Annotated in this window: 16 protein-coding genes; 9 read left to right on the top strand and 7 right to left on the bottom strand. The window is 68.8% G+C overall.

Features of this window, described 5'->3' with window-relative positions:
* Positions 1 to 4: 4 nt before the first annotated feature.
* The 3 genes from pncA to MRS60_RS10260 form a co-directional block, all read right to left on the bottom strand.
* The gene (pncA, locus tag MRS60_RS10250) at positions 5 to 637 is read right to left on the bottom strand and encodes a bifunctional nicotinamidase/pyrazinamidase (protein WP_243564647.1); all 633 of its coding nucleotides are present in this window, start codon (positions 635 to 637) and stop codon (positions 5 to 7) included.
* Positions 638 to 680: 43 nt separating this feature from the next.
* Entirely contained in the window at positions 681 to 2,765 is a 2,085-nt protein-coding gene (locus MRS60_RS10255; RefSeq protein ID WP_243564648.1) for a 3-hydroxyacyl-CoA dehydrogenase NAD-binding domain-containing protein, read from the bottom strand.
* A gap of 193 nt (positions 2,766 to 2,958) precedes the next feature.
* A complete protein-coding gene (locus MRS60_RS10260; RefSeq protein WP_131948631.1) occupies positions 2,959 to 4,602 on the bottom strand; it encodes a 3-(methylthio)propionyl-CoA ligase in 1,644 nt (547 codons plus the stop codon).
* Positions 4,603 to 4,757: 155 nt separating this feature from the next.
* On the opposite strand from MRS60_RS10260, the gene MRS60_RS10265 reads away from it, so the two are divergent.
* From MRS60_RS10265 to MRS60_RS10285, 5 genes are all read left to right on the top strand, one after another.
* Positions 4,758 to 6,326, top strand: coding sequence for a protein adenylyltransferase SelO (locus MRS60_RS10265; RefSeq protein WP_243564649.1), 1,569 nt, complete (start codon positions 4,758 to 4,760; stop codon positions 6,324 to 6,326).
* 46 nt (positions 6,327 to 6,372) lie between these two features.
* Entirely contained in the window at positions 6,373 to 6,804 is a 432-nt protein-coding gene (gene msrB, locus MRS60_RS10270; protein ID WP_034181203.1) for a peptide-methionine (R)-S-oxide reductase MsrB, read from the top strand.
* Positions 6,805 to 6,949: 145 nt separating this feature from the next.
* A complete protein-coding gene (locus tag MRS60_RS10275; RefSeq protein WP_034181202.1) occupies positions 6,950 to 7,480 on the top strand; it encodes a septation protein A in 531 nt (176 codons plus the stop codon).
* A gap of 1 nt (position 7,481) precedes the next feature.
* Positions 7,482 to 7,790 carry a BolA family protein gene (locus MRS60_RS10280; RefSeq protein WP_034181201.1) on the top strand — a complete coding sequence of 103 codons (309 nt, stop codon included), beginning with the start codon at positions 7,482 to 7,484 and terminating at the stop codon, positions 7,788 to 7,790.
* Positions 7,791 to 7,808: 18 nt separating this feature from the next.
* Positions 7,809 to 8,591, top strand: a complete 783-nt coding sequence (locus MRS60_RS10285) for a peptidylprolyl isomerase (protein ID WP_034181200.1) — start codon at positions 7,809 to 7,811, stop codon at positions 8,589 to 8,591.
* A 170-nt stretch (positions 8,592 to 8,761) separates the two neighbouring features.
* On the opposite strand, the gene MRS60_RS10290 is transcribed toward MRS60_RS10285, so the two are convergent.
* Positions 8,762 to 9,307 carry a GNAT family N-acetyltransferase gene (locus MRS60_RS10290; RefSeq protein WP_243564650.1) on the bottom strand — a complete coding sequence of 182 codons (546 nt, stop codon included), beginning with the start codon at positions 9,305 to 9,307 and terminating at the stop codon, positions 8,762 to 8,764.
* Between the two features lie 5 nt (positions 9,308 to 9,312).
* Positions 9,313 to 13,377: a phosphoribosylformylglycinamidine synthase gene (gene purL, locus MRS60_RS10295; RefSeq protein ID WP_175749955.1), complete on the bottom strand. Its 4,065-nt coding sequence runs from the start codon at positions 13,375 to 13,377 to the stop codon at positions 9,313 to 9,315.
* Between the two features lie 328 nt (positions 13,378 to 13,705).
* Between purL and MRS60_RS10300 the strand changes: the two genes are divergently transcribed.
* From MRS60_RS10300 to pgi, 3 genes are all read left to right on the top strand, one after another.
* Positions 13,706 to 15,007, top strand: a complete 1,302-nt coding sequence (locus MRS60_RS10300; protein ID WP_034181197.1) for an FAD-dependent oxidoreductase — start codon at positions 13,706 to 13,708, stop codon at positions 15,005 to 15,007.
* A 52-nt stretch (positions 15,008 to 15,059) separates the two neighbouring features.
* Positions 15,060 to 16,604 (top strand): NAD(P)H-hydrate dehydratase, encoded by a 1,545-nt coding sequence (locus tag MRS60_RS10305; protein ID WP_243564651.1) that lies wholly within the window; start codon positions 15,060 to 15,062, stop codon positions 16,602 to 16,604.
* Positions 16,605 to 16,715: 111 nt separating this feature from the next.
* A complete protein-coding gene (gene pgi / locus MRS60_RS10310; protein ID WP_243564652.1) occupies positions 16,716 to 18,338 on the top strand; it encodes a glucose-6-phosphate isomerase in 1,623 nt (540 codons plus the stop codon).
* A 60-nt stretch (positions 18,339 to 18,398) separates the two neighbouring features.
* Here the strand turns inward: pgi and MRS60_RS10315 are convergent, their stop codons facing one another.
* Positions 18,399 to 19,112, bottom strand: coding sequence for an ABC transporter ATP-binding protein (locus tag MRS60_RS10315; RefSeq protein WP_243564653.1), 714 nt, complete (start codon positions 19,110 to 19,112; stop codon positions 18,399 to 18,401).
* Between MRS60_RS10315 and MRS60_RS10320 the strand changes: the two genes are divergently transcribed.
* The gene (locus MRS60_RS10320; protein ID WP_034181193.1) at positions 19,111 to 19,785 is read left to right on the top strand and encodes an arylesterase; all 675 of its coding nucleotides are present in this window, start codon (positions 19,111 to 19,113) and stop codon (positions 19,783 to 19,785) included. The genes MRS60_RS10315 and MRS60_RS10320 overlap by 2 nt on opposite strands.
* 84 nt (positions 19,786 to 19,869) lie before the next feature.
* Here MRS60_RS10320 and MRS60_RS10325 read toward each other — a convergent pair whose 3' ends face one another.
* Positions 19,870 to 21,804 carry a SurA N-terminal domain-containing protein gene (locus tag MRS60_RS10325; RefSeq protein WP_243564654.1) on the bottom strand — a complete coding sequence of 645 codons (1,935 nt, stop codon included), beginning with the start codon at positions 21,802 to 21,804 and terminating at the stop codon, positions 19,870 to 19,872.
* Positions 21,805 to 21,883: the final 79 nt, after the last annotated feature.

A 21,883-nucleotide genomic window follows, 5' to 3' on the forward strand; every position in this document is an offset into this window, starting at 1 on the left:
TGCGCTACGCCGCCGGGCGCGCGCCCGCGGACGTCACATGTGCGACGCCCGCTGCCTGCATCTGCTGCCATGCGTGCGCGAGCGACCCGTTCAGGTCGATCGCGCGGCACGCATCGTTGATCACCGCGGCTTCGAAACCGGCCGCGCGCGCATCGAGCGCCGACCACGCGACGCAATAGTCGGTCGCGAGCCCGCAGCACCACACGCGCTTCGCGCCGAGTTCGCGCAGATAACCCGCGAGCCCCGTGCGGGTCGTGCGGTCGGCCTCGACGAACGCGGAATAGCTGTCGATCTGCGCGTCGCCGCCCTTGCGGATCACGAGCCGCGCCTGCGGGATGTCGAGGTCGCGATGCAGCGCCGCGCCGTCGGTGTCCTGCACGCAGTGTACGGGCCACAGCACCTGCTCGCCGTACGGCAGCGCGAGCGTCGAGAACGGCTCGCGACCCGCGTGGTTCGCCGCGAACGACACGTGCTCGCGCGGGTGCCAGTCCTGCGTCAGCACGACCTGGTCGAAGCGTCGCGCAAGCGCGTTGATCACCGGCACGACCGCGTCGCCGTCCGGCACCGCGAGCGCGCCGCCCGGCATGAAGTCGTATTGCACGTCGATCACGAGCAGTACGTCGTCGGTGCGTTTCATTGCGTTTCTCCTGGGGAATCGGTCGCGCCGTCGTGCGATATCGTCAGCCGTTGAACCCGCGGCCGGCCTTCGCAAGCTCCACGATCGACGGCGCGAGCTGCCACGCGTCGCCGTTCGGCGCGGCCGCGTAGCGGCGAATCGCGCGCTCGACGTTGTAGAGGCCGACCGTGTCCGCGTACAGCATCGGGCCGCCGCGCCACAGCGGGAAGCCATAGCCGGTCAGGTAGACCATGTCGATGTCGGACGCCTTCGATGCGATCTTCTCTTCGAGGATCTTCGCGCCCTCGTTGACGAGTGCGAACACCAACCGCTCGACGATCTCGTCGTCGCCGATCTTGCGCCGCTCGACGCCGCGCTCCTTCGAATACGCGACGACCATCTCGTCGACCAGCGACGACGGCTTCGCCTTGCGATCGCCCGGCACGTAGTCGTACCAGCCGGCGCCCGTCTTCTGGCCGAAGCGGCCCTGCTCGCACAGGCGGTCGGCGATCTTCGAGTACTGCAGATCGGGCTTCTCGACGTAACGACGCTTGCGGATCGCCCAGCCGATGTCGTTGCCGGCGAGGTCGCTCATCCGGAACGGCCCCATCGCGAAACCGAACTTCTCGATCGCGCGATCCACCTGCGCGGGCAGCGCGCCTTCCTCGAGCATGAAGAGCGCCTGGCGGATGTACTGCTCGATCATCCGGTTGCCGATGAAGCCGTCGCACACGCCCGACACGACCGCCGTCTTGCGGATCTTCTTCGCGACGGCCATCACGGTCGCGAGCACGTCCTTCGCGGTCTGCGCGCCGCGCACGACCTCGAGCAGCTTCATCACGTTCGCCGGGCTGAAGAAGTGCATGCCGACGACGTCCTGCGGACGCTTCGTGAACGCCGCGATCCTGTCGACGTCGAGCGTCGACGTGTTCGACGCGAGGATCGCGCCCGGCTTCGCGACTTCGTCGAGCTTCCTGAACACCTGCTCCTTCACGCCGAGTTCCTCGAACACGGCCTCGACGATCAGGTCCGCATCCTTCAAGTCGTCGTAGGACAGCGTCGGCGCGATCAGCGCCATGCGCGCGTCGAGCTTCTCCTGCGTGAGCTTGCCCTTCTTCACCTGCGCGTCGTAGTTCTTGCGGATCGTCGCGACGCCGCGCTCGAGCGCTTCCTGCTTGGTCTCGAGCAGCGTGACGGGCAGGCCCGCGTTGACGAAGTTCATCGCGATCCCGCCGCCCATCGTGCCCGCGCCGATCACGCCGACGCGGCGGATCTCGCGCAGCGGCGTATCGGCCGGCACGTCGGGAATCTTGCTCGCCGCACGCTCGCCGAAGAACGCATGGCGCAGCGCGCGGCTTTCCGGCGTCATCATCAGCGCGACGAAACCCTCGCGCTCGGCGACGCTACCCTTGTCGAACCCGTTCAGCACGCCGGCCTCGATCGCGTCGATGCACTTGTGCGGCGCGGGGAAGTTCGGCGCGGCGGCACGCGCGGAATTGCGCGCGAACTGGATGAAACCCGCGGCGTTCTCGTGGACGATCTTGCGGTCGCGCACGCGCGGATGCGGCCCCTTCTGCGCACCGACCTTGCGCGCGAACGCGACGGCCGCGTCGAGCAGGTCGCCGTCGGCCATCTCGTCGAACAGCCCGCTCTTCGCGAGCTGCTCGGACGGCACGGGCGCGCCCGACACGATCATGTTCAGCGCGGTTTCGAGCCCGACCGCGCGCGGCAGGCGCTGCGTGCCGCCCGCGCCCGGCAGCAGGCCGAGCTTCACTTCGGGCAGCGCGACCTGCGCGCCGGGCGCCGCGACGCGGTAGTGCGCGCCGAGCGCGAGCTCGAGGCCGCCGCCCATCACGACGCTGTGCAGCGCCGCGACGACGGGCTTCGCGCTCGCCTCCACCGCTCGGATCACGGTGTGCAGCGTCGGCTCCTGCAGCGCCTTCGGCGTATTGAATTCGGTGATGTCGGCGCCGCCCGAGAACGCGCGGCCCGCGCCGGTCAGCACGATGGCCGTGACCGACGGGTCCTGCGCGGCGCGATCGAGCGCGTCCATGACGCCCTGGCGGGTCGACAGGCCGAGCCCGTTGACGGGCGGATTGTTGAGCGTAAGGACGGCCACGCCGTCGCGAGTCGAGTAATCCACTGCCATCTGCCTGCCTCCATGCATCGCGCGCCGGGGTGGCTGCGCTTCATTGTGCGCGGTCGAACAGCCGCATGTCCGGATCGAACGGAGGCAGCATACAACGAAAAAGCACGGTCGTTCAATTTGAATTTGTATCCCGATCGGGGGGCGGATCGGGCGACCGGATCGCGGGCCGTCGCCGGCCCGGGCCTGCCTGGCCTTATGGCTCGCAAACCGCCGTCGGCAACACGTAGTCGCGGAATGTCTCGCGCAGCTTCAGCTTCTGCAGCTTGCCGGTCGCGGTGTGCGGCAGCGATTCGACGAACACGACGTCGTCGGGGATCCACCATTTCGCGACCTTGCCTTCGTAGAACGCGAGCAGCGCGTCGCGGCTCAGGTTCGCGCCTTCGCGCGGCACCACGACGAGCAGCGGACGCTCGGTCCATTTCGGGTGCGCGCATGCGATGCACGCGGCTTCGGCCACGCCCGGGTGCGCGATCGCGACGTTCTCGATGTCGATCGAGCTGATCCACTCGCCGCCCGACTTGATCACGTCCTTGCTGCGGTCGGTGATCTGCAGGAAGCCGTCGGGGTCGATCGTCGCGACGTCGCCGGTCGGGAACCAGCCGTCCGACAGCGGCGACGTGTCGCCGCGGAAGTAGTGGTCGATCACCCACGGCCCGCGCACCTGCAGTTCGCCGAACGCGACGCCGTCCCACGGCAATTCATGGCCGTCCTCGCCGACGATGCGCATGTCGACGCCGCAGATCACGCGCCCCTGTTTCTCGAGCAGCCGGCGCTGCGCGTCGAGCGGACGCTGCGACTGCGCCCAGTTGAGCTTCGCGAGCGTGCCGAGCGGCGACAGTTCGGTCATCCCCCACGCATGAATCACGCGCACGCCGTATTCGTCCTCGAACGTGCGCAGCATCGCGGGCGGGCACGCGGAGCCGCCGATCACCGTGCGGTTCAGCGTCGAGAAGCGCACGCCGGCTTCGCGCATGTAGTTCAGCAGGCCGAGCCACACGGTCGGCACGCCCGCGGAGAACGTCACCCGCTCGGCTTCCATCAGCTCGTACAGCGATTTCCCGTCGAGATCCTTGCCGGGCAGCACCAGCTTGCCGCCGGTGAGCGGCACCGCGTACGGCAGCCCCCACGCATTGACGTGGAACATCGGCACGACGGGCAGCACCGCATCCATCGCGGACAGGTTCATCGCGTCGGGCAGCGCGGCGCCGTACGCGTGCAGCACCGTCGAGCGGTGCGAATACAGCACGCCTTTCGGATTGCCGGTCGTGCCCGACGTGTAGCAGAGCCCCGACGCCTGCTGCTCGTCGAGGCGCGGCCAGTCGTAGCGGCCGTCCTCCGCTTCGACGAGCGTTTCGTAGCAGAGCAACGGCGTTGCGCAGGACGGCAGGTGCGCGGCGTCCGTCATCGCGACCCAGCCCTTCACGTGCGGGCATTGCGGCGCGATCGCGTCGACCAGCGGCGCGAAATTGATGTCGAACAGCACGTAGCGGTCTTCCGCGTGATTGACGATGTACGCGATCTGCTCGGGGAAGAGGCGCGGGTTGATCGTGTGGCATACGGCGCCCATCCCGCCGATCCCGTAATACGCTTCCAGATGCCGGTAGCCGTTCCACGCCAGCGTGCCGACGCGGTCGCCGGTTTCGACGCCGAGCCGCGCGAGTGCCTGAGCGAGCCGCTTCGCGCGGTGTTCGCAATCGCGGTACGTGTAGCGATGCACATCGCCCTCGATGCGCTTCGACACGATCTCGGTGTCGCCCGCGTGACGCGCGGCATGCGCGATCAGCGAGGACACCAGCAACGGCATGTCCATCATCTGGCCCAGCAACGGCTTACCCATCGTCTTGTTCTCCCGGAAGGACGCGAATCGGTGACCAGCCTCGAACCGGCGCGCGCCCGTCAGCGGCCCGGACGGGCGCGGCGCACGGTGCGCGGGCCGCCATGCGGGCGGCGCGGCGCCGCCTTACAATATCGGCTTACCCAGAGGCGCTCAACATGTCGTTTTCCCGAAGCGCAGCCGATCCGGCTGACACCTTGCCCGACCTCGCCGCCACGCTCGGCGCACCCGCCGAAGGCGCGTTCGTCCAGCTCGGCGACGCGTTTCATACGCGGCTGCCGGCCGCGCCGCTTGCCGCGCCGTACGTCGTCGGCTTTTCCGACGAAGTCGCGCAACTGCTCGACCTGCCGGCGTCGCTCGCCGCGCAGCCCGGCTTTGCCGAACTGTTCGCCGGCAACCCGACGCGCGACTGGCCCGCAACCGCGATGCCGTACGCATCGGTATATTCCGGCCACCAGTTCGGCGTGTGGGCCGGCCAGCTCGGCGACGGCCGCGCGCTGACGATCGGCGAGCGCACCGGCACCGATGGCCGCCGCTACGAACTGCAACTGAAAGGCAGCGGCCGCACGCCGTACTCGCGGATGGGCGACGGCCGCGCGGTGCTGCGCTCGTCGATCCGCGAATTCCTGTGCTCGGAAGCGATGCATCACCTCGGCATCCCGACCACGCGCGCGCTGACGGTGATCGGCTCCGACCAGCCGGTGGTGCGCGAGGAGATCGAGACGTCGGCCGTCGTCACGCGCGTGTCGGAAAGCTTCGTGCGCTTCGGCCACTTCGAGCACTTCTTCTCGAACGATCGCCCCGACCTGCTGCGCCAGCTCGCCGATCACGTGATCGACCGCTTCTATCCGGATTGCCGCGACGCGGACGATCCATACCTCGCGCTGCTCGAAGCCGCGACGCTGCGCACGGCCGACCTCGTCGCGCAGTGGCAGGCCGTCGGCTTCTGCCACGGCGTGATGAACACCGACAACATGTCGATCCTCGGCGTGACGATCGACTACGGCCCGTTCGGCTTCGTCGACGCGTTCGACGCGAACCATATCTGCAACCACTCCGATAACAGCGGCCGCTACGCATACCGGATGCAGCCGCGCATCGCGCACTGGAACTGCTATTGCCTTGCGCAGGCGCTGCTGCCGCTGATCGGGCTGCAGCACGGCATCGCCGATGACGATGCGCGCGCCGAGCGCGCGGTGGACGACGCGCAGGCCGTGCTCGCGAAATTTCCGGAACGCTTCGGCCCAGCGCTCGAACGCGCGATGCGCGCGAAGCTCGGCCTCGAACTTGAACGCGAAAACGATGCCGAACTCGCGAACAAGCTGCTCGAGACGATGCATGCGAGCCATGCGGATTTCACGCTGACGTTCCGCCGGCTCGCGCAATTGTCGAAGCACGACGCGAGCCGCGACGCGCCCGTGCGCGACCTGTTCATCGACCGCGACGCATTCGACGCCTGGGCGAACCTCTACCGCGCGCGGCTGTCGGAGGAAACGCGCGACGATGCGGCACGTGCGGCCGCGATGAATCGCGTGAACCCGAAATACGTGTTGCGCAACCATCTGGCCGAAGTCGCGATCCGGCGCGCGAAGGAAAAGGATTTTTCGGAGATCGAGCGGCTCGCGCAGGTCCTGCGCCGACCGTTCGACGAACAACCGGAGCATGAAGCATACGCGGCGTTGCCGCCGGACTGGGCCGGGTCGCTCGAAGTGAGCTGCTCGTCCTGAAGCCCCCAACCCACGCGTATCGACCGACCGATCAGGAGAACCCCACATGTCCCACGATTCCGACGACAAGACCTTCCCGTACGAGAAGGACGACGCCGAGCTGCGCCGCCGGCTCACGCCGATGCAGTACGAGGTCACGCAGCATGCGGCGACCGAGCGCGCCTTCACCGGCGAATACACCGACACCGAGGACGCCGGCATCTACAAATGCGTCGTCTGCAGCACGCCGCTGTTCGAATCCGGTTCCAAGTTCCATTCTGGCTGCGGCTGGCCCAGCTACTTCAAGCCGCTCGACGGCGAGGTGATCGACGAGAAGGTCGACTACTCGCACGGCATGGTGCGCGTCGAGGTCCGCTGCAACCATTGCGGCGCGCATCTCGGGCACGTCTTCGAGGACGGCCCGCGCGACAAGACCGGTTTGCGGTACTGCATCAATTCGGCTGCGTTAAACTTCGAGTCCCGACCCGAAAACGAATGAGCGGCGCCGGGCGGATCGGCGGGGCGACCTTTGCCCGGGCAACCTGCTCTCGGGCTGGCCGCCCCGATCCGCGACGGCGGCGCCTGGCGGGTCCCTACAACGGTGAAAGGCCGCGCACGCGGCGTTTCACGCAGCTGCGAGCGCCATGAAATTCCTGTTCGATCTGTTTCCGATCATCCTGTTTTTTGTCGCCTTCAAGGTCTGGGGCATCTTCACCGCCACCGCCGTCGCGATCGTCGCGACGCTGGCCCAGGTCGCATGGGTCGCCTTCCGGCACCGGAAGGTCGACACGATGCTGTGGGTCAGCCTCGGCGTGATCGTCGTCTTCGGCGGCGCCACCCTCGTCCTGCATGACGAGAAATTCATTCAATGGAAACCGACTGTGCTGTACTGGCTGTTTGCGGTCGGGCTGCTTGCCGCGCGCTATGCGTTCGGCAACAACCTGATCGAGAAGATGATGGGCAAGCAGCTCACGCTGCCGCACCCCGTGTGGGACAAGCTGAACGTCGCGTGGGCGCTGTTCTTCGCGGTGCTCGGCGTCGCGAACCTGTACGTGGTGCACAACTTCACCGAATCGCAATGGGTGAACTTCAAGCTGTTCGGCACGACGGGCGCGATGGTCGTGTTCATCATCCTGCAGAGCCTGTGGCTCACGAAATACCTGAAGGACGAATGACATGACGGACGCCTTTCTCCACGCGTCGCCCGAAGAACGCATCGCGCTGATCGAAGCGCGCCTCACCGCGTCGCTCGCACCCGTGTCGCTCGCCGTGCGCGACGACAGCGCGCAACACGCGGGCCACGCCGGCGCGGCCTCGGGCGGCCACTACACGGTCACGATCGTGTCGGCCGCATTCGCGGGCAAGCCGCGCGTCGCACGGCACCGGCTGGTGTATGATGCGCTCGCTGATGCGATGCAGCGCGGCATTCACGCGCTCGCGATCGTGGCTTACACGCCCGAAGAATTCAACGAATCTTCAATCTAGTCTCATTAGGAATTCCCGATGATCCTCAAATCCCCTCGCCTGTGGGTCGCGGCGGCTGCATTCGCAGCGGCACCGGCATTCGCCCAGAACATCGCCGTCGTCAACGGCACGCCGATTCCGAAGTCGCGCGCCGACGCGATGGTCGCGCAGCTCGTCCAGCAAGGCCAGACCGACAGCCCGCAACTGCAGCAGGCCGTGCGCCAGGAACTCGTGAACCGCGAAATCCTGATGCAGGAAGCGATCCGCGAAGGCATCCCGAACCGTCCGGACGTGAAGGCGCAGGTCGCCGTCGCGCAGCAGACCGTCGTGCTGCGTTCGATGATCGAGAGCTTCCTGAAGAAGAACCAGCCGACCGACGCCGAAGTGAAGGCGCGCTACGACGAACTCGTCAAGGGCGCAGGCGGCAATCGCGAATATCACCTGCACCACATCCTCGTCGACAACGAGCAGCAGGCCAAGGACCTGATCGCGAAGATCAAGGCCGGCGCGAAGTTCGAGGATCTCGCGAAGCAATACTCGAAGGATCCGGGCTCGGGCAAGAACGGCGGCGACCTCGACTGGTCCGACCCGAAGGCATACGTGCCGGAATTCTCGGCGGCCGCGCAGAAGCTGCAGAAAGGCCAGATGACCGACGCGCCGGTGAAGACGCAGTTCGGCTGGCACATCATCCGCGTCGACGACATTCGCGACATCGCGCCGCCGCCGTTCGACCAGGTGAAGGCGCAGATCGCGCAACAGCTCGTGCAGCAGAAGCTGCAGGCGTTCGAGGAAGGTCTGCGCCAGCAGGCAAAGATCCAGTAACGCAGGCGCTCGTCTCCGCGCATCGAAAAGCCGCTCTTCGGAGCGGCTTTTTCATTTGGCGCGCGGGATCGCATGCATCGTGAGGTTTCGGCAGTCAGTCGACACGCGATAAAAAGGCCGCTCCGAAGAGCGGCCTCTCGTGCCGGACATCACCCGCGCCGCAGCATTCGCTACGCGGGATGGAACGCGTCGTGATAGCGCACTTCACCCGACGGCAGCGGCGCCGCTGCGTCGAACGACAATGCGAGGAAATACTCGGGCGGCACGCCGGGAAACACGATGCGGCCGGACGGCTCGAACCCGAAGCGCGCGTAGTACGCGGGATCGCCGAGCACGACGCAGCCGCGCGCGCCGAGCCGGCGCAACGCGTCGAGCCCCGCGCGCACGAGCCCGGCGCCGATGCTCTGCCGCTGGCAGTCGGGTAGCACCGCGAGCGGCGCAAGCCCGTACCACTGCTGTCGATCCGCCGGCTCAGCACCGATCGCGACCGGCGAGAACGCGACGTGGCCGATGATGCGGCCGTCGCGCTCCGCGACGAGCGACACGCTCAGTGCGCCGCCCGCGCGCAGCGCGTCGACGATCCGCCGCTCGAACTGCCCGCCCTGCGGTTCGCCCGCGAACGCCGCGACGATCACGCGACCGATCGCGTCGGCCTCGCTCGCGCGCTCGTCGCGCAGCGTGACGACCTCGACCGACGCGTTCGGGGCGAACCTCATCCGGATCAGCCGATCCAGCGGCGCGCGTTGCGGAACACACGCATCCACGGACTCGCTTCACCCCAGCCTTCCGGGTGCCAGCTCATCGCGACCGTGCGGTGCACGCGCTCCATGTGCGGCATCAGCACCGAGAAGCGGCCGTCGGCCGTCGTCACCGACGTGATGCCGGCCGGCGAGCCGTTCGGGTTGAACGGATAACGCTCGGTGGCTTCGCCGCGGTGGTCGACGTAACGCATCGCGACTGCAACGCGGTCGATGTCGCCCTGCTGCGAGAAGTCCGCATACCCTTCGCCGTGCGCGACCGCGACCGGAATCCGCGAGCCTTCCATCCCCGCGAAGAAGATCGACGGCGACTTCTCCACTTCGACGAACGAGAAGCGTGCCTCGAACTGCTCGGACTTGTTGCGCGTGAACTTCGGCCACGCTTCCGCGCCCGGGATCATCGACGCGAGGCTCGACAGCATCTGGCAGCCGTTGCAGATGCCGAGCGCGAACGTGTCCGGACGCGCGAAGAACGCCGAGAACATGTCGGCGAGGTTCGCGTTGAAACGGATCGTCTTCGCCCAGCCTTCGCCCGCACCGAGCACGTCGCCGTACGAGAAGCCGCCGCACGCGACCGCACCCGCGAAATCCGCCAGCGTCGCGCGACCCGCGAGCAGGTCGCTCATGTGCACGTCGTGCGCGTCGAAGCCCGCGCGGTCGAACGCGTAGGCCGTTTCCAGATGCGAGTTCACGCCCTGCTCGCGCAGGATCGCGACGCGCGGCCGCGCGCCGGTCGCGATGAACGGCGCGGCGATGTCGTCGGCCGGATCGAAGCTCAGCACCGGCGAGATGCCCGGATCGGCCGCGTCGAGCAGCGCGTCGTATTCGGCATCCGCGCACGCGGGGTTGTCGCGCAGGCGCGCGATGCGCCAGCTCACTTCGCCCCATGCACGGTGGAGTTCGGTGCGCGGCGCGTCGAAGATCTTCTTCGCGTCGCGGTACACCTCGATCACGTCGCGGTCGTTGACCGAGCCGATCACGTGCGAGCACGTCGACAGGCCGAATTCGCGCAGCGCGCCGAGCACCGCGTCGCGGTCGGCCGTGCGCACCTGCACGACGGCGCCGAGCTCCTCGGAGAACAGCGCGCGCAGCGTGCGATCGTCGCGGCGGCCGCTCGTCTGCTTCGCCCAGTCCTTCGCGTCGCCGTAGTCGGATTCGTGATGCGGGTCGAGCGTCAGCATGTCGACGTTCAGCGACACGCCCGCGTGGCCCGCGAACGCCATTTCGCACACCGTCGCCCACAGGCCGCCGTCCGAGCGGTCGTGGTACGCGAGCAGCTTGCCCTGCGCATTGAGCGACTGGATCGCGTTGAAGAAGCGCTTCAGGTCTTCCGCATCGTCGACGTCCGGTGTCGTGTCGCCGACCTGCTGCGTGACCTGCGCGAAGATGCTGCCGCCCATCCGGTTCTTGCCGCGGCCGAGATCGATCGCGATCAGCACGCTGTCGCCCGCGTCGGCGACGCGGCGCAGTTGCGGCGTCAGGTGGAGCCGCACGTCCTCGACCGGTGCGAATGCGGAGATGATCAGCGACACCGGCGAGACCACTTCCTTCGCGACGCCCTGCTCGTCCCACTTCGTCTTCATCGACAGCGAGTCCTTGCCGACCGGGATGCCGATCCCGAGCGCCGGGCACAGCTCCATGCCGATCGCCTTGACCGTGTCGAACAGCGCGGCATCCTCGCCGGCCGTGCCGCACGCGGCCATCCAGTTCGCCGACAGCTTCAGCTTGTCGAGCGACGCGATCGGCGCGCTCGCGATGTTCGTGATCGCTTCGCCGACGGCCATGCGGCCCGATGCCGGCGCGTCGATCACCGCGAGCGGCGTGCGCTCGGCCATCGTCATCGCCTCGCCCTTGAAGCCCGCATAGTCGAGCGCGGTGACCGCGCAGTCGGCCACCGGCACCTGCCACGGGCCGACCATCTGGTCGCGCACCGACGTGCCGCCGACCGAACGGTCGCCGATCGTGATCAGGAACGACTTGCTGCCGACCGTCGGGTGCTTCAGCACGTCGACCGCGACTTCCGACAGCGCGATGCCCGTCACGTCGACCGGCGCGCGCTCGGTCGCCACCCGCGTGACGTCGCGGTGCATGCGCGGCGGCTTGCCGAGCAGCACTTCCATCGGCATGTCGACCGGATATTCGTCGGCACCCGTCGCTTCGGCGTCGACGAGCTGCAGCTGGCGCTCGTCGGTTGCAACGCCGACCACCGCGAACGGGCAGCGCTCACGCGCGCAGATCGCCTCGAAGCGCGGCAGGTCGGCCGGCGCGATCGCGAGCACGTAGCGCTCCTGCGCCTCGTTCGACCAGATCTCGCGCGGCGAAAGGCCCGATTCCTCGAGCGCAACCTTGCGCAGTTCGAAGCGCGCGCCCTTGCCCGCGCCGTCGACGATCTCGGGGAACGCGTTCGACAGGCCGCCCGCGCCGACGTCGTGGATGCTCAGGATCGGGTTTTCCGCGCCGAGCTGCCAGCAGCCGTTGATCACTTCCTGCGCGCGACGCTCGATTTCGGGGTTGCCGCGCTGCACCGAGTCGAAGTCGAGCTCGGCCGTGTTCGCGCCGGTCGCCATCGAGCTCGCGGCGCCGCCGCCCATGCCGATCCGCATGCCGGGGCCGCCGATCTGGATCAGCAGCGAGCCGGCCGGCACGTCGTGCTTGTGCGTGTGTTGATCCGCGATGTTGCCGAGGCCGCCCGCGATCATGATCGGCTTGTGATAGCCGCGCACCAGGCCGCCGACGTTCTGCTCGTACACGCGGAAATAGCCGCCGAGGTTCGGGCGGCCGAATTCGTTGTTGAACGCGGCGCCGCCGAGCGGGCCGTCGATCATGATCTGCAGCGGCGACGCGATGCGGTCCGGGCGGCCGTACGGGCCGTGCGCATCGTTCGGGTTGCGCTCGCCGACCGGCTGCGCCGCGTCGCGCGCGTTTTCCCACGACTGGCGTGCATCGGGCAGGTCGAGGTTCGACACGGTGAAGCCCGTGAGGCCGGCCTTCGGACGCGCGCCGCGGCCCGTCGCGCCTTCGTCGCGGATCTCGCCGCCTGCGCCGGTCGCCGCACCCGGGAACGGCGAGATCGCCGTCGGGTGGTTGTGCGTCTCGACCTTCATCAGCGTGTGCGTGAGCTCGGTGTGGCGACCATAACGCTCGCCCGGCTCGCCGGCCGCGCCCGCGTTGCGCGGGAACCAGCGCTCGGCCTCGGCGCCGACCATGATCGACGAGTTGTCGGAATACGCGACGATCGTGCCCTGCGGGTTCAGCTTCTCGGTGTTGCGGATCATCGCGAACAGCGACATGTCCTGAGCTTCGCCGTCGATCGTCCACTGCGCGTTGAAGATCTTGTGGCGGCAGTGCTCGCTGTTCGCCTGCGCGAACATCATCAGTTCGACGTCGGTCGGGTTGCGTTCGAGCTTGCGGAACGCATCGACCAGGTAGTCGATCTCGTCGTCGGCGAGCGCGAGGCCCAGCTCGACGTTCGCACGCTCGAGCGCGCCGCGGCCGACGCCCAGCACGTCGACGCTCGCGAGCGGCTTGGCCGGCAGTTCGTCGAACAGGTGCTTCGCGTCGTCGCGCGCGGCGACCACGCTTTCGGTCATCCGGTCATGCAGCGCAGCGGCGACGGCTGCACGCGCGTCGTCGGACAGCGCCTTCTTGCCGCCGAGCAGGCCCGACTTCAGCGTGACCGTGAATTCGACGCCGCGCTCGATGCGGCGCACCTGCGTGAGGCCGCAGTGCTGCGCGATGTCGGTCGCCTTGCTCGCCCACGGCGAGACCGTGCCGAAGCGCGGCAGCACGACGAAGGTCTCGGCCGCGCCCTTCTCGGCCGCCGGCTCGAACGGCGCGCCGTAGTGCATCAGCGCGTCGATGCGCGCGCTGTCGTCGGCCGACAGCGGCTCGGCCGCATTGACGAAGTGCAGGAACTGGCCGCGCACCGCGACGATGTTGGCGTCGATTTGCCTGAGCGTGTCGAGCAGACGGGTTTGACGGAAATCGGAGAGGGCCGAAGCGCCGGGAAAACACGAGAAGTGAGCCATGGGCTGGACTGACGTCGATGAGTCGCGCGAAGTGGCGACGTGGGGCGAAAGGAAGGCCGTAATTATACCCGGAAGTCGGTCGCCCCAAACCGGCCGATCGGCAGCCCGCATGCACCGCGACGGTGCCGCGTCACGCGCCGCGCACGGCCGCCCGCCGGGCCGGCCCGCCCGGGTGCGGCAGCCGGCGGCGGCCGCGCGGCCGTACGGCACCTGCTCGCGCGGCGCCGGTTCCCGCGATTTTGGCGCTATCATTCCGGGTTCACCGGGCCCGGGCCCTCAGCGAATCCTCACCGGGCGGCGTGCGCGCCGCCCGTCATCGAAGCAATCCATGGATGTCATCGTCATCGGCGGCGGAATCAGCGGCGTCGCCACCGCCTACCAGTTGCGCGCGGCCGGCCATCGCGTGTGCGTGGTGGAACGCCACGCGACCGTCGCGCAGGGCGCGACCTACGGCGACGGCGGCGCGCTGCTGCCGAGCCCGCTCGACGTCTGGTTCGGCCCGACCTTCATGCGCCAGCGCCAGCCGCGCGACAGCGGCATCGTCTACAAGCCGGGCTTCAACGGCGGCGTGCGCCGCTTCGTCAAGCAGCTCGGCGCGCTGCGCGAGCCCGATGCGTTCGCCGCACAATACGCGCGGCTGCGCCCGCTGATCGACGCGTCACGCGACACGCTCGCCGACATCGAGGCGCGCCTCGAACTCGAATTCGAACAGAAGCCCGGCATCCTGCACGTCGTGCGCGATCCGCGCGACTGGGAAGCGATGCAGCCCGCGCTCGACCTGCTGCGCACGCTCGACCAGCCGTACCGCATGCTGAGCGCCGACGAATGCGCGGCGCTCGAACCGTCGGTGCCGGCCGAGCCCGGCTTCGCCGGCGGCGTGCTGCTCGAGACCGAGCGCACCGGGAACTGCCCGCTGTTCGCGAAACTGGTCAAGCAGACGCTCGACGAGCACGGCGTGCAGTTCCGCTTCGGCGCGGACGTCGCCGCGATCCGCGTCGACACCGGCCGCACCGCGATCGAACTCGTACCGTCCGGCCACCGGAACGCGGCGAAGGCGCACGAGGTCGACGTGATTTCCGCCGACGCGATCGTGGTCGCCGCCGGCGCCGGCAGCCTGCCGCTGCTCGAACGGCTCGGCTGGCGCCTGCCGCTGCACCCGGTGCGGGTCCACACGCTCACCGCGCCGGTCGCGTACGAAGAGCACGCGCCGCACCTGAGCGTCGTCGATTCGATCAAGCGCATCTCGATCACGCGCACCCACCAGCGGCTGCGCATCGGCGGCGGCGCCGTGCTGCAGAGCCTGGCCGACACCGCGAAGCCGCTTGCCGAGCCGCTGTCCGAGGCCGCGCTCGCGCTGCTCGGCCAGGCCGTCCACGACTGGGTGCCCGGTGCCGCCAGGATCTCGGCCGCGCTGTCGTGGCAAGGCACGCAACTGCTGTCGCCGGACGGCCTGCCCGTCGTGGGTCCGACCCCGCATCCGCGCGTGTTCGTCAATTTCGGGCACGGCCCGACTGGCTGGGGCCTCGCGTGCGGGTCTGCTAAAGTGGTGACCGACTACCTCGGCGGCGACGTGCAGCACTGGCCCGCCGACACGCTCGCCGCACTGCGCGCCGGGCGCTTCACGACCTGACCGCCGCGGGATCGCCCCGTGGCGGCACCTTGCCAGCCGCCACGATCCCGCGATGACCGCTACCCGCCCGCCTCCCGATTCCGATCCGATCGCACTGCTGCGCGTCGCCGACTTGCGCGCCGCCGAAGCCGACGCGACCGCGGCGCTGCCGCCGCACACGCTGATGGGCCGCGCGGGTGCCGCCGCCGCGCGCTGGCTGTCCGAGCGCGTCGCCGGCGATGACCGCCCCGTGTGGTTCGCGGTCGGCCCCGGCAACAACGGCGGCGACGCGCTGGTGGCCGCCGCGCAGCTCCAGCAGCTCGGCGTCGCGACGCAGGCGTGGATGCCGGTGCCGGTCAAGCCGGACGACGCGCAATGGGCGCTCGGCCTCGCGCGCGCGGCCGGCGTCCCGCTGTCGGCCACGCCACCCGCGTCGCTGGACGGTTACGCCTGGGTCGTCGACGGGCTGTTCGGCATCGGTCTCGGCCGCGCGCTCGACGGCGCATTCGCCGAACAGGCCGCGCGCATCGCCGCGCATGCACGCAGCGGCGGCCGCGTGCTCGCACTCGACGTGCCGAGCGGGCTCGACAGCGATACGGGCCGAATCGTCGGTGCGGGCGTCGCCGTCGCGGCCACGCATACGCTCACCTTCATCGGCGCGAAGCCAGGCCTCTACACGGGCGACGGCCGCGACCTCGCCGGCGAGATCGACGTCGCGTCGCTCGACGTCGCGCCGCCCGCCGCGCCAGCCATCGTGCTGAACACGCCCGCGCGATTCGCCGCGGCGCTGCCCGCGCGCGCGTTCGCGTCCCACAAGGGCACCTTCGGCAGCCTCGCGGTGCTCGGCGGCGACACCGGCATGTGCGGCGCGCCGATCCTGGCCGCGCGCGCCGCGCTGTTCGCGGGCGCCGGCAAGGTGCACGTCGGCTTCCTCGGCGCCGGCGCGCCGCCGTACGACCCGCCGTTCCCCGAACTGATGCTGCATCCGGCCGATAGCCTCGACCTCGGCGCGATGACCGCGATCGCGGCCGGCTGCGGCCTCGGCACGCGCGAAGCCGCGGCAACGCTCGTGCGCGACGTGCTCGCCCACGATGCCGCGACGCTGCTCGATGCGGACGCGCTGAACCTCGTCGCGACGCACGCGGACCTCGCGGCCGCCGTCGCCACGCGCGGCGCGCGCGGCAATCCCTGCGTGCTGACCCCGCACCCGCTCGAAGCCGCGCGGCTGCTCGGCAGCGACACGGCGACGGTGCAGCGCGACCGCGTCGCGGCCGCGCAGGCGCTCGCCGCGCGCCATGCGGCCGTCGTCGTGCTGAAAGGCTCGGGCACGGTGATTGCGGCACCCGACGGCCGCGTGACGATCAACCCGACCGGCAACGCGGCGCTCGCCACCGGCGGCACCGGCGACGTGCTCGGCGGCCTGATCGGCGCGCTGCTCGCACAGCGCGTCACACCGTACGAAGCGGCGCTCGCGGGCGTCTACCTGCACGGCCTCGCGGCCGACACGCTGACTGCGCACGGCACCGGCCCGGCCGGGCTCACGGCCGGCGAACTCGCGCCGATGGTGCGCACGCTGATCAATCGCCTTTTTTATCCGTCGCCGCGCGCCGACACGTAACGCCGCTATACTGACTGCCCCGCCGCACGGCGGGCCTTCTCGTCCGCCGGCCTGCCGATCCCGATGAGCCGGCGCGGCATTCCTCCCGATTCACGCTTCACTCGAACCGCCATGACGCTGAATTCGCTCCCCGCCTGGACTGCCCTTCAATCCCACTTCGAACAGATCCGCCACGCCCGGCTGCGCGACTGGTTCGCACCGGAAAACGACCGCGCGCCGACCCGCGCCGAACGCTTCACGATCCCGGGCGCCGGTCTCGCGGCCGATTTCTCGAAGAACCGCATCAACGACGAAACGCTGCGCCTGCTCGTGCAGCTCGCGCGCGACACAGGCGTTGAAACGCGCCGCGACGCGATGTTCGCGGGCGAGATCGTCAACCCGACCGAAGGCCGCGCCGCGCTGCACACCGCGTTGCGCGCGACCGACCCGCAAGCGCCGTTCCACGCGCAGGTGAGCGCCGAGCGCGCGAAGATGGCGACCTTCGCGCGCGCCGTGCGCAGCGGCACGTGGACGGGCTACACGGGCAAGCGCATCCGCCACGTGATCAACATCGGCATCGGCGGTTCCGATCTCGGGCCGAAGATGGTCGTGCATGCGCTGCACCACGTCGCGACGCCCGACATCTCGACCCACTTCGTGTCGAACGTCGACGGCGCCGATCTCGCGCGCGTGCTCGAACAGGTCGATCCCGAGGAAACGCTCGCGATCATCGTGTCGAAGACCTTCACGACGCTCGAGACGATGACGAACGCACGCTCGCTGCGCGACTGGTTCGTCGCGCGCGGCTGCCCCGAGGACGCGCTCGCGAAGCACTTCGTCGGCGTGTCGGCGAACCCGGCCGAAGTCGTGAAGTTCGGCATCGCCGCGGACAACGTGTTCGAAATGTGGGACTGGGTCGGCGGCCGCTATTCGCTGTGGTCGGCGGTCGGCCTGTCGATCATGATCGCGATCGGCCCCGAGCAGTTCGACGAACTGCTGGCCGGCGCGGACGACATGGACCGCCATTTCCGCGAAGCGCCGCTCGAGCGCAACCTGCCGGTGCTGCTCGGCCTGATCGGCATCTGGTATCGGAATTTCTTCGGCTCGCAGAGTTATCTCGTCGCGCCGTATTCGGAAGCGCTGCACTACCTGCCGTCGTACCTGCAGCAACTCGAAATGGAGAGCAACGGCAAATCCGCGCGCCTGGACGGCACCTTCGTCGATTACCCGACGTCGGCCGTCACGTGGGGCGAGCCGGGCACCAACGGCCAGCACGCGTTCTTCCAGATGCTGCACCAGGGGCCGACGATCGTGCCGATCGACTTCATCGCGGTGCTGACGCCCGAGCATCCGCTCGCGAGCCATCATCCGAAGCTGCTCGCGAACTGCTTCGCGCAGAGCGAGGCACTGATGCTCGGCCGCACGCTCGATGAAGCGCGCAAGGTCGCCGGGCCGGGCAAGGAGGCGCTCGCGCCGCACCTGACGTTCCCGGGCAACCGCCCGACGACGACGCTGCTCGTCAATGCGCTGACGCCGCGCACGCTCGGCGCGCTGATCGCGCTTTACGAGCACAAGGTGCTCGTGCAGGCGACGGTGTGGGACATCAATCCGTTCGACCAGTGGGGCGTCGAGCTCGGCAAGATTCTCGGCAAGGTCGTGGAAGCCGACCTGTCGGCCGAGTCGGTCGATCCCGCGAAGCACGACTCGTCGACCACGGCGCTGATAGAACGCGCCCGCACGGCGCTCAAGCGCTGACGCGACCGCGTCATGCGCACGCCGGCCGCGCATTGCAACCCGCGCGGCCGGCAGGAAAATTCAGGCGCCGCGCTGCACTGCGTGCGGCTCGACGATGTGCCCGGCGTCGAGCGTCACCGTCGTCGCACAGCGGCGCGCAAGTTCGGCATCGTGCGTGACGAGCACGAGCGTTGCGCCGTGCGTGCGATTCAGTTCGAACATCAGGTCGATGACCGCGTGCCCCGTCGCCGCGTCGAGGCTGCCGGTCGGCTCGTCGGCAAACAGGATCGCCGGGCGCGTGACGAACGCGCGCGCAAGCGCGACGCGCTGCTGCTCGCCGCCCGACAGCAGTTTCGGATAATGCGCGGTGCGTTCGCCCAGACCGACCTGCACGAGCAGCGCCCGTGCGCGATCGGCCGCCTCGCGCGCACTGATGCCGCCCCGCAGTTCGAGCGGCAGCATCACGTTCTCGAGCGCCGTCAGGTGCGGCATCAACTGGAACGACTGGAACACGAACCCGACGGCACCGTTGCGCAGCGCGGCGCGCTCGTCCTCGTCGAGCTGGTCGAGCGCGCGGCCGAGCAGGCGAACCGTGCCGCTCGTCGCGCTGTCCAACCCTGCAAGCAGGCCGAGCAGCGTCGACTTGCCCGACCCCGACGCGCCGACGATCGCGAGGCTGCTGCCCGGCCGCACGGCGAGCGTGATGCCGTCGAGGATCGTCAGCTCGCCCGTTGCGTCGGCGACCCGCTTGCACACGTCACGGACTTCGATGATCGGATCGGTAATCTTGAACATGGACACGACATTTCGCTGGAAAAGACGCGCGGCTCTCGCCGCGCTGCTGGGCACCCTGCTGACCGCAACCGCGCCCGCACGCGCCGCGACGGCGCCGGCCCCGGCATCGGGCCAGCCGGTGATCGTCGTGCTCGGCGACAGCCTGTCGGCCGAATACGGGCTGCCGCGCGACACGGGCTGGGTTGCATTGCTGCGGCAGCGGCTCACGAACGAGCGAATCGATTATAGCGTCGCGAACGCCAGCGTCAGCGGCGACACCACGAGCGGCGGCCGCGCGCGGCTGCCTGCGGTGCTGCAACGGCTCAAGCCTTCGATCGTCGTCGTCGAGCTCGGTTCGAACGATGCGCTGCGCGGCGTGCCGCTCGCGACGACCGAGCAGAACCTGCGCGACATCATCGCCGGCGCACGGCGCGCACGGGCAAAGGTCGTGCTGGTCGGCATGTACGTGCCGCCCAATTACGGCCCCGACTACACGCAAAAGTTCCACGCCGTCTATACGCGGCTGTCGAAGGATCTCGGCGTGCCGCTCGTGCCGTTCCTGCTGGCCGGCATCGAGAACAAGCCCGAGATGTTCCAGGCCGACCAGATGCATCCCGCGCGGCAGGCGCAGGGCATCCTGCTCGACAACGTGTGGCCGGCGCTGAAGCCGCTGCTCGGCAAGCCGCGCGGCTGACGACGTACCGCCCCGCCGGAAAACAAAAAGCCCCGCTCGAAGCGGGGCTTTTTGTTGTTTTTATTGTTGCGTGCGAAACGATGCTCAGTTGTCGCCGTCCTGCGACTGGCTGGTCGTCGTCCCGTACAGCTTCACCTTCGAGCGATCGCGCAGCGCGGCGAGATACGCTTCGCCTTCGCTTTGCGCGTCGACCTGCGCCATCTGCTGCTGCGCGGCCGCCAGTTGCTGCGGATCGACGGCCGTACCCGGGATCACCGCGTTCACGCGGTAGATCGCGTAGCCGTCCGCGCCGAGATCGACGCCGACGTAAGCCGGCAGCGTCTTCGCATCGACCTTGTAGACGGCGCTCAGCGCGGCCGGCGTCAGGCCCTGCGATTGCGTGCGCGACACCTTCTGCGCTGCCGCGAACCCGTCGGTCGACTTCGACTTCTGCAGCTCGGCGAGCTTCGCTGCACCGTCCTTCTGCGCGAGTGCCGCGGCCTGCTCGGCGACGACCTTCTGGCGCACGACGTCCTTGATCGCATCGAGTGCAGGCACGGCAGCCGGCTTGTAGTCGGTCACGCGCGCCGAGATCAGCGTGTTGTTGCCGACGTCGATCGCCTGCGTGTTGTTCTGGTTCTTCACCGAGTCGTTCGCGAACACGGCGGCCAGGAACCTCGGATTGTTCAGCGGGCTCGTCGGCGGCAGCTGCGGATTCGGCGTCGGCGTGACGGTGGCCGTCTGGATCGTCAGCTTGTACTTGTCCGCGGCCGGCTGCAGCGTCTTCGCCTTTTCATAGACGGTCGACGTGAAACCTTCCGCGTTGTCCGTGAACGCCTTCGATGCGTACTGCTGCTTCAGGTCCACCGCGATCCGGTCCTTCACTTCCGCGAACGGCTTGACGGCCGCCGGCTTCACTTCGGTCGCCTTCAGCACGTGGAAGCCGAGATCCGACTGCACGACACCGCTCACGTCGCCCTGCTTGAGCGCGAACGCGGCATCGTCGAACGCCTTGCCGCCCGCCGTCGAGCCGCGCGTGATGAAGCCGAGGTCGCCGCCCTTCGCGGCCGACGGCGCGTCCTGCGAGCTCTTCTGCGCGATCTGCGCGAACTGGTCCGGATGCGCCTTCACGTCGGCGAGCAGTTGCTCGGCCTTCGCCTTCGCTGCGGCCTTGTCGGCAGCGCTTGCGCTGCTCGCCGCGGCGATGAAGATGTGGCTCACGCGAACCTGCGCTTCGGTGCGGAAGTGCGTCGGGTTGTCGTCGTAGAACTTCTTGATGTCCGCATCGGTCGGCTGCGCGCTTGCAGCGGCCGCGGCCGGCGAATAGACGAGGTACTGGATCGTTGCGGTCTCGGGCGTCGCGAAGCCTTGCTTGTGCGCGTCGTAGTACGCGGCGAGCTGCGCGTCGGTCGGCTGGACCTTCGATGCGTAGTCGCTCGTCTTCAGCACGAGCGCCTGCACGTCGCGCTGCTGCGCGGCGAGTTCGGACAGGCGTTGCGCGAGGCTCTTCGGCGTGAACGCGCTCGACACGATGCTGGCCGGAATCTGCTGCAGCGCGAGGCTGTAGCGCACCCGCTCCTGATACTGCTCGGGCGTCATCCCCTGGAACGACAGCAGTTGCGCGTAACGCTCGACGTCGATCGAACCGTCGGGCTTCTTCAGCGACGCGATCATCGGGTCGCTCATCAGCGCATCGCGCACCGCATTGTCGGACGCGGTCAGGTGCAGGCGTTGCGTTTCATCGGCCAGCACGCGCTGCTGGATCAGGCCGTCGAGCACCTGCTTGCGATGCTCGGGCGTATCGAACATCTTGATGTCGAACTGCCCGCCGAGCGCCTGACGCGCCTGGTCGATCTGCTGGCGGAACGCGCCGTCGAATTCGACCCGCGTGATCTTGTGCCCGTTGACCGCCGCGGCGTTCGCACTGTCGTCGAAGAAGCCGCGGAAGCCTTGGATCCCGACAAAACCCAGCCCCGGCAACACGATCAGGAGCAGGAGCGCCATCATCAGGCGCTGGTGATTACGGAAGAAATCGAGCATGCGTGACGGGAAAATTGGACAAAACGACCGATATTACAACATACGGGGTGGGACGGGAGAAAAGCGGACGTGCAGCAAG

It is taken from the genome of Burkholderia pyrrocinia (assembly GCF_022809715.1).
Classification (GTDB): domain Bacteria; phylum Pseudomonadota; class Gammaproteobacteria; order Burkholderiales; family Burkholderiaceae; genus Burkholderia; species Burkholderia pyrrocinia_C.